At 68.7% G+C, this 12,635-nt stretch carries 8 protein-coding genes and 1 pseudogene; 6 read left to right on the top strand and 3 right to left on the bottom strand.

Features of this window, described 5'->3' with window-relative positions; genetic code table 11:
- Positions 1-62: 62 nt before the first annotated feature.
- Positions 63-1,007 (top strand): annotated as a pseudogene (locus A5712_RS05150) (MinD/ParA family protein); the annotation flags it as partial.
- Here the strand turns inward: A5712_RS05150 and sigI are convergent.
- Positions 1,004-1,879: an RNA polymerase sigma factor SigI gene (gene sigI, locus A5712_RS05145; protein ID WP_068102141.1), complete on the bottom strand. Its 876-nt coding sequence runs from the start codon at positions 1,877-1,879 to the stop codon at positions 1,004-1,006. The pseudogene A5712_RS05150 and the gene sigI sit on opposite strands and share 4 nt — an antisense overlap.
- A 110-nt stretch (positions 1,880-1,989) precedes the next feature.
- On the opposite strand from sigI, the gene A5712_RS05140 reads away from it, so the two are divergent.
- The 3 genes from A5712_RS05140 (at position 1,990) to A5712_RS05130 (ending at position 9,347) form a co-directional block, all read left to right on the top strand.
- Positions 1,990-2,937, top strand: a complete 948-nt coding sequence (locus A5712_RS05140) for an SDR family oxidoreductase (protein WP_082973276.1) — start codon at positions 1,990-1,992, stop codon at positions 2,935-2,937.
- A 373-nt stretch (positions 2,938-3,310) separates the two neighbouring features.
- Positions 3,311-7,888: a glutamate synthase large subunit gene (gene gltB, locus A5712_RS05135; protein WP_068102138.1), complete on the top strand. Its 4,578-nt coding sequence runs from the start codon at positions 3,311-3,313 to the stop codon at positions 7,886-7,888.
- A complete protein-coding gene (locus tag A5712_RS05130) occupies positions 7,881-9,347 on the top strand; it encodes a glutamate synthase subunit beta (RefSeq protein WP_068102136.1) in 1,467 nt (488 codons plus the stop codon). The genes gltB and A5712_RS05130 overlap by 8 nt, the downstream gene beginning before the upstream one ends.
- Before the next feature lie 370 nt (positions 9,348-9,717).
- Here A5712_RS05130 and A5712_RS05125 read toward each other — a convergent pair whose 3' ends face one another.
- On the bottom strand, positions 9,718-10,569 hold the full coding sequence (locus tag A5712_RS05125; protein WP_068102135.1) for an LLM class F420-dependent oxidoreductase: 852 nt from the start codon (positions 10,567-10,569) through the stop codon (positions 9,718-9,720).
- A 51-nt stretch (positions 10,570-10,620) separates the two neighbouring features.
- Here A5712_RS05125 and A5712_RS05120 point away from each other — a divergent pair, with 51 nt between their 5' ends.
- Positions 10,621-11,052 (top strand): hypothetical protein, encoded by a 432-nt coding sequence (locus tag A5712_RS05120; protein ID WP_068102133.1) that lies wholly within the window; start codon positions 10,621-10,623, stop codon positions 11,050-11,052.
- A 22-nt stretch (positions 11,053-11,074) separates the two neighbouring features.
- Positions 11,075-12,085, top strand: a complete 1,011-nt coding sequence (locus A5712_RS05115; protein WP_068102131.1) for a PHP domain-containing protein — start codon at positions 11,075-11,077, stop codon at positions 12,083-12,085.
- 10 nt (positions 12,086-12,095) lie between these two features.
- On the opposite strand, the gene A5712_RS30665 is transcribed toward A5712_RS05115, so the two are convergent.
- On the bottom strand, positions 12,096-12,449 hold the full coding sequence (locus A5712_RS30665; protein WP_156766421.1) for a hypothetical protein: 354 nt from the start codon (positions 12,447-12,449) through the stop codon (positions 12,096-12,098).
- Between the last annotated feature and the right edge of the window lie 186 nt (positions 12,450-12,635).

Below are 12,635 nucleotides of genomic sequence, written 5' to 3'. Positions count from 1 at the left end.
GTCGCTGCCGCGGCCCGGCAACGATGCGGTCCGCCGGCCGCTGAGCTCGCGGGTGAGTTGGGCCGGCGCCTCCCCCGCTCCCGCCGCTCCAGCAGCCCGCACCGACTCCCGCCGCGGAACTACCCGAGCGTGGTTGGCGACGCGTCCTGCGGCTGGCCACGTTTGGCCTTGTCAAGCTGGGCCCGTCGCCCGCGCAGCGCCAGGAGGCTCAGTACGAGGCGGCCATCCGAACCCCCCTGCACGGCAACTACAAGGTCGGCGTGCTGGGCAAGGGCGGGGTGGGCAAGACGTCGGTGGCCGCCAGCGTCGGATCGCTTTTCGCCGAGCTGCGCCGCCAGGACCATGTGGTGGCGATCGACGCCGACACCGCATTCGGCCGGTTGAGCAGCCGAATCGATCCGCGGTCGGCCGGCTCTTTTTGGGAACTGACCGCCGACAAGAACCTGCGGTCGTTCGCGGATGTGGTTGGGCGCCTTGGCCGTAACTCCACCGGCCTGCACGTGCTCGGCGGCGAGCCGGCGTCCGGACCGCGCCGGGTGCTCGACCCCGCGATCTACCGGGAGGCCGCGCTCCGATTGGACCACCACTTCACGATCTCGGTCATCGACTGCGGCTCGACGATGGACGCGCCGGTGACCCAGGAGGTCCTGCGCGACCTGGATGCGCTGATCGTGGTGTCCTCGCCGTGGGCGGACGGGGCCTCCGCGGCCGCGCGGACCATGGAATGGCTGTCGGAGAGGGGCCTGACGGGCCTGCTGCGCCGCACCATCGTGGTGCTCAACGATTCCGACGGGCACGCCGACAAACGCACCCGGGAGCTGCTGGCGCGCGAATTCGTCGAACACGGGCAGCCGGTGGTCGAGGTGCCCTTCGATCCCCACCTACGGCCGGGCGGCGTCATCGATGTGGACCGCGAGATGTCCCCGGCGGCCCGGCGCAGGTTTCTCGAGGTGACGGCGACGGTCGCGGGGTATTTCGCCGCCCGGCCACCCCGTGCGCCGCACTAGGGCCGCTGACCGGCACCCAGGCGCGCCCACGGATCGGCGATGGCCTCGATCTTCGTCACGAGGCGACCGCGAATCGTCAGCACGATCGACGCGAAGAGGCGGCGGTCGACGAAGGCCAACACCGCGGGGCCTCCCGCGGGCCCGACGACCAGGGTCACTTCCGGGCCGAGATAGCGCAGCAGGTTGGTGGCCACCGCGTCCGGCCCGTGGTTGATCTGCGGCGGCGGCGCCGGCTCAGCCAGGACCGTGCCCACCCCCCAGACCGTCGGATCCAGCACCGCGGTCAACGCGGCGATGTCGCCGTTGGCGCACGCCGTGATGAACTTCTCCGTGACGAGCTGGTGTTCGGCCGGGGCCACCTCGTTCAATTTCGGTTGCGCCACAGTGAATTTGGTGCGTGCGCGCCGCGCCAGCTGACGACAGGTGCCGACGGGGCGGCCCACCGTCTCGGCGATGCTGTCGAAGGGGACGCCGAACACGTCGTGCAGCACGAACGCGACCCGCTCACCGGGGCTGAGCCGGCGTAAGACCTCGAGCAAGGCGGTACGAACCTCGTCGTCGAGGGTGACCCGGTCGGCCGGGTCCAGCCGCGGCGACGCCGGCTGCGACTCGACGTCGCCCGGCCGCTCGTAGCGGGCGCGCGCCGAACGCACCTGGTCCAGGCAGATCCGGCTCGCCACCACGGTCAGCCAGCCGCGGACGTCGTCGATCTCGTTCAAATCGGCACGCGAGAGGCGCAAAAAGGCTTCCTGCGCAACGTCTTCCGCGTCGCCGACGTCGCCGAGCATCTGATACGCGAGATTCACCAGATACGGGCGATTACTGCGCCAGGCCTCGGCGACCTGGTCGCTGGATGACTGCGACTGGCTCATGAACCTTCGACGATTTGGTTCCGCAAAAAGTTACGCGTTTCGACTGTAACTTTCCCACCTCCGGGGCCGTCCTTGGTGCAGCACTGAAAACTCACGGAAGGACCCTCCCCATGACGATCGTCGTAACCGGAGCGACGGGCAACGTCGGGCGCCCACTCGTTGCCGAACTCCTCGCCGCGGGCGCCCACGTCCGCGCCGTCACCCGCACACCCGATGCCGCCGGGCTTCCGGCCGGCGTCGAGGCGGTCCGCTCGGCCTTCGACGCGCTCCCGGGCGCCTCGGCCGTCTTCCTCAATTCCCGCGCGCTGGGCCCGGACCTGTCCCGGGTCGTCGCGGAATGCGGGCGCGCCGGAGTCACCAAGCTGGTTGCGCTGTCGGCCATCAACGCCGACGACGACTTCTCGCGGCAACCGTCGCGCTTTCGCGGGGACCGCAACAAGGAGGTCGAACAGCTCGCCGTCGAATCCGGCCTCGACTGGGTCAGCCTGCGACCGTCGGTCTTCGTGACCAATTTCGCCGGCATGTGGGGGGCGCAGATCCGCGCCGGGGATATGGTGGCCGGACCATACGCGGCGGCGTCCACGGCACCGATCGTCGAGAGCGACATCTCGGCGGTGGCGGCGCGCGCGTTGCTCACCGATGACCTTGTCGGCCAACGGATCCCGCTGACCGGTCCGCAGGCGTTCACCAACTCCGAGCTGGCCGCGGCGATCGGCGACGTCCTCGGCCGGCCGCTGCGCTACCAGGAGGCGCCGACGGAAGTGGTGCGGCGGAGCGGGTGGGCGCGCCGCTTGCGCACCGGGCTGGTCGGGCTGCAGACGGTCCCGCAGGAATTCGTCGCGCTCGTTCATGGGCTCCTCGAGTGCCGGACCGGTACCCGTCCAGTATCGGCCACCGGCCGCCGGCGAACCTCCGCCCGGTGTGTGCAAACTTTCGCCCGATCGGCCATCGCCCGGCTACGATTCGGTCCGCCGGCCGCTGAGCACGCGGGTGAGTTGGGCCGGCGCGGACCCCGCCGCACGTGGGCGCGATCACAGCAAACTTGGCCGAATTGGTGATCACCCCCGCCGGTCGGCTAGGATCGACCCCGGGGTCGGGACAATCGAAGCCCAAAACTCCCATGTCGGCGCCGTCGTCGACCGCCCGCCGCGACGAATTTACGCCGCCGCCGGTTGCCGGTTAGACTTAACGAAGTTGGCATGTCAGGCGGGTATTGTCATATCGTTTTACGACTTGTCGAAACCAGCTTCAGGCCACCGTTCAACGCTGCACGGACGAATCTCCAACAACGGATCATCCCGCCTGGGGCACAGCCTATCGGCAAGACCGAAGGGGCCAACGGGTCCGAGACCCGCAACCCTCGCGGGTTGCGGCCCCACCGGAGCCGCTCGTAACGGCAGCGAAGAACGTTTGGTGAAGGGTCAGGTGCATATGACGCCCAAGCGCGTCGGGTTATACAACCCCGCGTTCGAGCACGATGCGTGCGGGGTAGCCATGGTCGTCGATATGCACGGCCGCCGCAGCCGCGACATCGTCGACAAGGCGATTACCGCGCTGCTCAACCTCGAACACCGGGGTGCCCAGGGTGCCGAGCCGCGCAGCGGTGACGGCGCCGGCATCCTGATTCAGGTTCCGGATGCGTTCCTGCGCGAGGTCGTGGAGTTCGAGTTGCCCCCCGCGGGCAGCTACGCCACCGGCATCGCGTTCCTGCCGCAGTCCTCCAAGGACGCCGCGGCCGCGTGCGCGGCGGTGGAGAAGATCGCCGAATCCGAGGGCCTGCAGGTGCTGGGCTGGCGGAACGTGCCCACCGACGACTCGTCGCTGGGCGCGCTGTCGCGCGACGCGATGCCGACCTTCCGGCAGGTGTTCATGACGGGCGCCTCCGGCATGGCGCTGGAGCGCCGGGCCTACGTGGTGCGCAAGCGCGCCGAGCACGAACTGGGGACCAAGGGCCCGGGACAAGACGGCCCCGGTCGCGAAACCGTTTACTTCCCAAGCCTTTCCGGCCAAACATTCATCTACAAGGGCATGCTGACCACCCCGCAGCTCAAGGCGTTCTACCTTGACCTGCAAGACGATCGGCTGACGAGCGCGCTGGGCATCGTGCACTCCCGCTTCTCCACGAACACCTTCCCGTCCTGGCCGCTGGCGCATCCGTTCCGTCGCATCGCGCACAACGGCGAAATCAACACCGTCACCGGCAACGAGAACTGGATGCGGGCCCGCGAGGCGTTGATCAAGACCGACCTCTTCGGCGACGACGTGGAGAAATTGTTCCCGATCTGCACCCCGGGCGCGTCCGACACCGCGCGGTTCGACGAGGCGCTCGAACTGCTGCACCTGGGCGGGCGCAGCCTGGCCCACGCGGTGTTGATGATGATCCCGGAGGCGTGGGAACGCAACGAGTCGATGGATCCGGCGCGGCGGGCCTTCTACCAGTACCACGCCTCGCTGATGGAGCCATGGGACGGGCCCGCGTCGATCACCTTCACCGACGGCACCATCATCGGCGCCGTGCTGGACCGGAATGGCTTGCGCCCCTCCCGAATCTGGGTGACCGACGACGGCCTGGTGGTGATGGCCTCCGAGGCCGGCGTGCTCGACCTGGACCCGGCCAAGGTGGTCCGCCGGATGCGGCTGCAGCCCGGCCGGATGTTTCTGGTGGACACCACCCAAGGACGCATCGTCGCCGACGAGGAGATCAAGGCGGAGCTGGCCGCCGAGCACCCCTACCAGGAATGGCTCGACAAGGGCCTGGTGCCGCTCGACGACCTGCCGCAGGGCGAGTATGTCCGGATGCCGCACGAGCGACTCGTCAAGCGCCAGTTGTCCTTTGGCTACACCTACGAGGAACTCAACCTGTTGGTGACGCCGATGGTGCGCTCCGGGGCCGAGCCGATCGGCTCGATGGGCACCGACACCCCGGTCGCCGTGCTGTCCGAGCGCCCGCGGATGCTCTACGACTACTTCCAGCAGCTGTTCGCCCAGGTGACCAACCCGCCGCTGGACGCCATCCGTGAGGAGGTGGTGACCAGCCTGCAGGGCACCACCGGCGGCGAGCGCGACCTGCTCAACCCGGACGAGGACTCCTGCCACCAGATCGTCCTGCAGCAGCCGATCCTGCGTAACCATGAGCTGGCCAAGCTGGTCAACCTCAACCCGGACGACAAGGTCAATGGGCGCCCACACGGCATGCGGTCCAAGGTGATTCACTGCCTGTACCCCGTCGCCGACGGTGGCGCCGGGCTGACCGCCGCGCTCGAGGAGGTGCGCGCGCAGGCGTCGGCGGCGATCGCCGACGGTGCCCGGGTGATCATTCTGTCCGACCGTGGGTCCGACGAGCAGCTGGCGCCGATCCCGTCGTTGCTGGCGGTGTCGGCGGTGCACCACCACCTGGTGCGCGACCGGACGCGCACGCACGTCGGCCTGGTCGTCGAGACCGGTGACGCCCGCGAGGTGCACCACATGGCCGCGCTGGTCGGCTTCGGCGCGGCCGCGATCAACCCGTACCTGGTGTTCGAGTCGATCGAGGACATGCTCGACCGCGGGGTCATCGACGGGATCGACCGCGACAAGGCGCTGAACAACTACGTCAAGGCGGCCGGCAAGGGCGTGCTGAAAGTGATGTCCAAGATGGGCATTTCGACGCTGGCCTCCTACACCGGCGCGCAGCTGTTCCAGGCCGTCGGCATTTCCGAGGACGTGCTCGACGAGTACTTCACCGGGCTCTCCTGCCCCACCGGCGGGATCACCCTGGAGGACATCGCCGCCGACGTCGCCGCCCGCCACAAGGTGGCCTACCTCGACCGGCCCGACGAGCGCGCCCACCGCGAGCTCGAGGTCGGCGGCGAATACCAGTGGCGCCGGGAGGGCGAGTACCACCTCTTCAACCCGGAGACCGTGTTCAAGCTGCAGCACGCCACCCGCACCGGGCAATACAAGATCTTCAAGGAATACACCCGCCTCGTCGACGACCAGAGCGAGCGGCTGGCGTCGCTGCGCGGACTGCTGAAGTTCCGCGGCGATGTGCGGCCCCCCGTCCCGCTGGAAGAGGTCGAGCCCGCCAGCGAGATCGTCAAGCGCTTCTCCACGGGGGCAATGAGTTACGGCTCGATCTCCGCCGAGGCGCACGAGACGTTGGCCATCGCGATGAACCGCCTCGGCGGCCGGTCCAACAGCGGCGAGGGTGGCGAGGACGTCAAGCGATTCGACCGCGACCCCAACGGGGACTGGCGTCGCAGCGCGATCAAGCAGGTCGCCTCCGCCCGCTTCGGGGTGACCTCGCACTACCTGACCAACTGCACCGACATCCAGATCAAGATGGCGCAGGGCGCGAAACCCGGTGAGGGCGGCCAGCTTCCGGGCCACAAGGTGTACCCGTGGGTGGCCGAGGTGCGGCACTCCACGCCCGGCGTCGGATTGATCTCGCCGCCGCCGCACCACGACATCTACTCCATCGAGGACCTGGCTCAGCTGATCCACGACCTGAAGAACGCCAACCCGGCCGCGCGCGTGCACGTCAAGCTGGTCTCCGAAAACGGGGTGGGCACCGTCGCCGCCGGTGTGTCCAAGGCGCACGCCGACGTGGTGCTGATCTCGGGGCACGACGGCGGCACCGGCGCGACGCCGCTGACATCGCAGAAGCACGCCGGCGCCCCGTGGGAGCTAGGGCTGGCCGAAACGCAGCAGACGTTGCTGCTCAACGGGTTACGTGACCGGATCGTGGTCCAGGTGGACGGCCAGCTCAAGACCGGTCGCGACGTGATGATCGGGGCGCTGCTCGGCGCCGAGGAATTCGGCTTCGCCACCGCACCGCTGGTGGTGGCCGGCTGCATCATGATGCGGGTGTGTCACCTCGACACCTGCCCGGTCGGCGTCGCCACCCAGAACCCGGTGCTGCGCGAGCGGTTCACCGGCAAGCCCGAGTTCGTCGAGAACTTCTTCATGTTCATCGCCGAAGAGGTGCGGGAGTACATGGCGCAGTTGGGCTTCCGCACCTTCAACGAGGCCGTCGGCCAGGTGGGGTCGCTGGACACCACGCTGGCGCGGGCGCACTGGAAGGCCCACAAGCTGGACCTGGCGCCGGTGCTGCACGAGCCCGAGTCGGCGTTCATGAACCAGGACCTGTACTGCAGCTCGCGGCAGGATCACGGCCTGGACAAGGCGCTCGACCAGCAGCTGATCGTGATGAGCCGCGAGGCGCTGGACTCCGGCAAGCCGGTCCGGTTCTCCACCACGATCAGCAACGTCAACCGCACGGTGGGCACCATGCTCGGCCACGAGCTGACGAAAGCCTATGGGGGCCAGGGCCTGCCGGACGGAACCATCGACATCACCTTCGACGGGTCCGCCGGCAACAGCTTCGGCGCGTTTGTGCCGAGGGGCATCACGCTGCGCGTGTACGGCGACGCGAACGACTACGTCGGCAAGGGCCTGTCGGGTGGCCGGATCGTGGTGCGGCCGTCGGACAACGCGCCGGCCGACTACGTTGCCGAGGACAACATCATCGGCGGCAACGTGATCCTGTTCGGCGCCACCAGCGGGGAGGCCTACCTGCGCGGCGTCGTCGGCGAACGGTTTGCGGTACGCAACTCCGGCGCCCACGCCGTCGTCGAGGGCGTCGGCGACCACGGCTGCGAATACATGACCGGGGGCAAGGTCGTCATCCTCGGCCGCACCGGCCGCAACTTCGCGGCCGGCATGTCCGGCGGCGTGGCCTACGTGTACGACCCGGAGGGCGAATTGCCGAACAACCTCAACGCCGAAATGGTCGAGCTCGAGGCGCTCGACGAGGACGACCTGGAGTACCTGCGGGGCACCATCCAGGCGCACGTCGACGCCACGGATTCCGCTGTCGGCCAGCGCATCCTCGCCGACTGGCGCGGCCAGCACCGGCACTTCGCCAAGGTGATGCCGCGCGACTACAAGCGCGTGCTGCAGGCGATCGCCGAGGCGGAGCGCGACGGCATCGACGTCGACAAGGCGATCATGGCGGCCGCGCATGGCTGACCCCACCGGCTTCCTGAAATACACACATCGGGAACTGCCGAAGCGCCGGCCTGTCCCGCTGCGACTGCGCGACTGGAACGAGGTCTACGAGGACTTCGACGACGAGACCCTGCGCCATCAGGCAACCCGTTGCATGGATTGCGGTATCCCGTTCTGCCACAACGGATGTCCGCTGGGCAACTTGATCCCCGAATGGAACGACCTGGTACGCCGGGGCCGTTGGCGCGACGCGATCGAACGGCTGCATGCCACCAACAACTTTCCGGACTTCACCGGGCGGCTGTGCCCCGCGCCGTGCGAGCCGGCGTGCGTGCTGGGCATCAACCAGGATCCGGTGACGATCAAGCAGATCGAGCTGGAGATCATCGACCACGCCTTCGACGAAGGCTTTGTGGTGCCGCTGCCCCCGGACAAGCTGACCGGAAAGACCGTCGCCGTGGTGGGTTCCGGCCCCGCGGGCCTGGCCGCCGCCCAGCAACTGACCCGCGCCGGGCACAGCGTGACCGTGTTCGAGCGCGACGATCGCATCGGCGGGCTGCTGCGCTACGGCATCCCGGAATTCAAGATGGAAAAGCGCGTCCTGGATCGGCGGCTTGACCAGATGCGCGCCGAGGGCACCGAGTTCCGCGCCGGCGTCAACGTCGGGGTCGACATCACCGTCGAACAGTTGCGCGGCGACTTCGACGCGGTGGTCCTGGCCGGCGGGGCCACCGCCTGGCGCGACCTGCCCATCCCGGGCCGGGAGCTGGACGGCATCCACCAGGCGATGGAGTTCCTGCCCTGGGGCAATCGCGTCCAGGAGGGCGACGACGTCCTGGGTCCCGACGGCGAGCCGCCGATCACCGCCAAGGGCAAGAAGGTCGTCATCATCGGCGGCGGGGACACCGGCGCCGACTGCCTGGGCACCGTGCACCGGCAGGGCGCGATCGCGGTGCACCAATTCGAGATCATGCCGCGCCCGCCGGAGGCGCGCGCCGAGTCGACCCCATGGCCGACCTATCCGCTGATGTACCGGGTGTCATCGGCGCACGAAGAGGGCGGCGAGCGGGTGTTCTCGGTCAACACCGAGGAGTTCGTGGGCAAGGACGGGCACGTGACCGGCCTCAAGGCTCACGAAGTGACCATGCAGGACGGCAAGTTCGTCAAAGTCGAGGGCTCTGACTTCGAGCTCGAGGCCGACCTGGTGTTGCTGGCGATGGGATTCGTCGGCCCCGAGAAGGAGGGCCTGCTCACCGACCTCGGCGTCAAGCTGACCGAACGCGGCAACGTCGCGCGCGGCGCCGACTTCGATACGTCGGTCCCCGGGGTCTTCGTTGCCGGCGACATGGGTCGCGGCCAGTCACTGATCGTTTGGGCGATTGCTGAGGGCCGCGCCGCGGCCGCGGGGGTCGACCGGTTCCTGATGGGTTCGACGGCGCTTCCGGCCCCGATCAAGCCGACCGCGGCCCCGTTGACGTAGTCACATCAGTCACACCAGAAACAGAAGAATTCAATTCGGCGTTTCTGCCCACGTTTGCCAGACGATTGTTGTCTAATGGTTCTCTGTGGGGCTCATCGCGAAGAAGTCACGGGGGCGTCCCGCTGGAACGGACCGATCGCAGGAGTGGTCACTGTGCATGTCAACCCAATGCCCCGATCGAGGATGGGGCGAATCGCCTGGTCATGGTTGCGTCACCCGGTAAAGAGCCGCGAGTTCCCCGCAAAGCATGAGCGTCTGATCACCGCCGAAGAACTGTTGCTGTTCGGAGTTTAAGCACCAGGTTCACGCGCCGGCGGCGCACAACTTAGTTTGCTCGGTGTGAGGCCGACAAAGCGACCTCACCTAGCCCTCACTTATCCAGCAGTCCGGAATCCCGAATCGCCTCCGCCAATGGCTCCAGCACCGCGGGGTCGTGCGGCGGGGGAAGGTAGACGATGCCGAGGTCCAGCCCTTCGGCACCCAGCGCCGCCGCGTCCTCGATGACCTGTCCGTAGTTGAGGTCCGGCTCCAGGCGTAGGTGCGCCGACAGGGTGATCTCCTTCGGGTCGCGCCCGATGTCCGCGCACCGCGCGGCCAACACGTCGCGCTTCTGCGCGAACAACTCGGGCGGACCGCCGACGAAGTTCCAGTGCTGGGCGTAGCGCGCGGTGATCGGCAGCGTGCGCTTCTCGCCGCTACCCCCGATGCAGATCGGCGGGTGCGGGCGCTGCACGCCCTTGGGCTCGTTGCGGGCGCCCTTGAGTTGGTAGTACTTGCCGGCGAAGTCGGTCGTCTCTTCGCTCAGCAGACTGATCAGCACCTGGCAGGCTTCCTCGAACCGGTCGAAGCGTTCCCGGATGGAGCCCAACTCGATGCCGTATGCGCCCGACTCCTCCTCGTTCCACCCTGCGCCGATGCCGAGCTCGAGGCGCCCGTTGGAAATGACGTCGAGCGCAGCGGCCATGTTCGCCAGCACGGCGGGGTGGCGGTAGTGGATGCCGGTGACGAGGGTGCCCAGCCGCAGCCGCTTGGTCGCCTGCGCCAGCGCGGTCAGCGTCGTCCACCCCTCGAGGCAGGGCCCGCTGCTGTCGGAGAAGATCGGATAGAAGTGGTCGAACGTCCAGCCGGACTCGTAGACCTCGATCTCGTCGGCGGCCTGCCAGACGGCGAGCATGTCGGCCCAGGTGGTGTTTTGGGGTGAGGTTTTGAACGCGAATCGCATGCAACCGACGTTAGTCGATCTTTATGAAGCGCAACTAAACTCCTCGGGACGATGACCGCCGCGCTCGGATTCGACACCAGGATCACCCTGCTGGCCGCCGGGCTGATCTTCCTGCTGGCGCTGGTTCTCGGCGTCTGGAAGTACCGGCAAATCATGACCGCCGACGATCATCGCGCCCATCCGTACGTCGACATCGCGCACCGGGCGGCGTTGCTCTATTCGTTCGCGACGCTGCTGCTGGCGGTGTTCGTCGAACTCAGCGCCTGGCCGGCGTGGGTCAACCTGACCGCGGCGGGCGTCGTCGTCTTCTTTTTCGTCGCCGCCATCCTCGGCTACATCGCCCACGGCGCGCGGCGCGACACCGTCAACCAATTCGAAAACCCCGGCCGCGGCCTGCAAGTGACGATGGTGCTGCTGATCGCCGGCGAGATCGGCGGCTCCGGCGTGCTGCTCGCGGGGTTCGTTGCGGGCCAATTCTTATGACCGGGCCGGGCACACTGGAGCCATGGACCCGGTAGCCGCCCTGCGGCAGATCGCCTATTACAAGGACCGGAGCCGCCAGGACCCCCGGCGCGTGATGGCCTACCGCAATGCCGCCGACATCATCGAGGGCCTCGACGACGCCGCGCGCGAGCGGCACGGCCAGGCGAACAGCTGGCAGACGCTGCCGGGCATCGGGCCCAAGACCGCGAAGGTGATCGACCAGGCCTGGTCCGGCCGCGAACCGGACCTCCTCGTCGAATTGCGCTCGGCAGTAGAGGATCTCGGGGGCGGTGACCTGCGCGCGGCACTGCGCGGGGACCTGCACCTGCACTCGAATTGGTCGGACGGGTCGGCGCCGATCGAGGAGATGATGGCCACCGCGTCGGCGCTGGGTCATGAATACTGCGCGCTGACCGACCATTCGCCGCGGCTGACCATCGCGAACGGGTTGTCGCCGGAGCGGTTGCGCAAGCAGCTCGACGTCATCGACGGGTTGCGCGACCAGTTCGCGCCGATGCGCATTCTGACCGGGATCGAGGTCGACATCCTCGAGGACGGCAGCCTGGACCAAGAACCCGAGTTGCTCGAGCGCCTGGACGTCGTCGTGGCGAGCGTGCACTCGAAGTTGTCGATGGACGCGGCGGCGATGACGCGGCGCATGCTGCGCGCGGTGGCCAATCCGCACGCCGACGTGCTGGGCCACTGCACCGGGCGGCTGGTCTCCGGCGGCCGCGGCATCCGTCCCGAGTCGAAGTTCGACGCCGAGGCGGTGTTCACCGCGTGCCGCGACCACGGGACCGCGGTGGAGATCAACTCCCGCCCCGAGCGCCGCGACCCGCCGACCCGGCTGCTCAAGCTGGCGCTGGAGATCGGGTGCGTGTTCAGCATCGACACCGACGCGCACGCGCCGGGTCAGCTGGACTTCCTGGGTTACGGCGCCCAGCGCGCGCTGGACGTGGGCGTGCCGACCGAACGCATCGTCAACACCTGGCCCGCCGAGCAGCTGCTGGAGTGGACGGCGTCAGTCGGGTAGCGGTGGCATGTCAGGCCTGACCGGTGCCCCCGTCACTGCTGTTGGCGCCCAAGCCGAGCCCGCCGAAGCCGCCGGCGCCGACCGCGCCCCCGTGACCTCCGTCGGTGCTGAACGCGCCACCGTTTGCACCGATGCCGCCCGTCGCGCCTGTACCGGCGTTGCCGGCGTAGGAGTTGGTGTTGACGACGGCGCCACTGCCGCCGCCGCCGCCGGTGCCGCCCGCAGCGTTCCCCGGCCCACCTCCGGCGGCCGCCGGAACGGAGGCGTCCGCTGCCCGGCTTCCTGTGCCACCGGCCCCGCCCGTGCCACTGGCCGTAGCGGCTCCTCCTCCGCCGCCCCCACCGCCGCCAGCGGCGCTAGTCAATTGCGCGGCGCCGCCACAACAACATTTGGAGGGCTCCCCCAGGCCGTCGGGGCCGGCGGCGACGGCGGCAGCGGTGGCGCCGGTGCCACCGGCGGCGGATCGGGCGGCGCAGGAGGGGGCGGTGGCATGTCAGGCCTGACCGGTGCCCCCGTCACTGCTGTTGGCGCCCAAGCCGAGCCCGCCGAA

This window comes from Mycobacterium sp. E2327, from assembly GCF_001672675.1.
GTDB lineage: Bacteria > Actinomycetota > Actinomycetes > Mycobacteriales > Mycobacteriaceae > Mycobacterium.
Note: the sequence above shows the minus strand (reverse complement) of the source record. Positions and strands in the feature narration are given on the sequence as shown.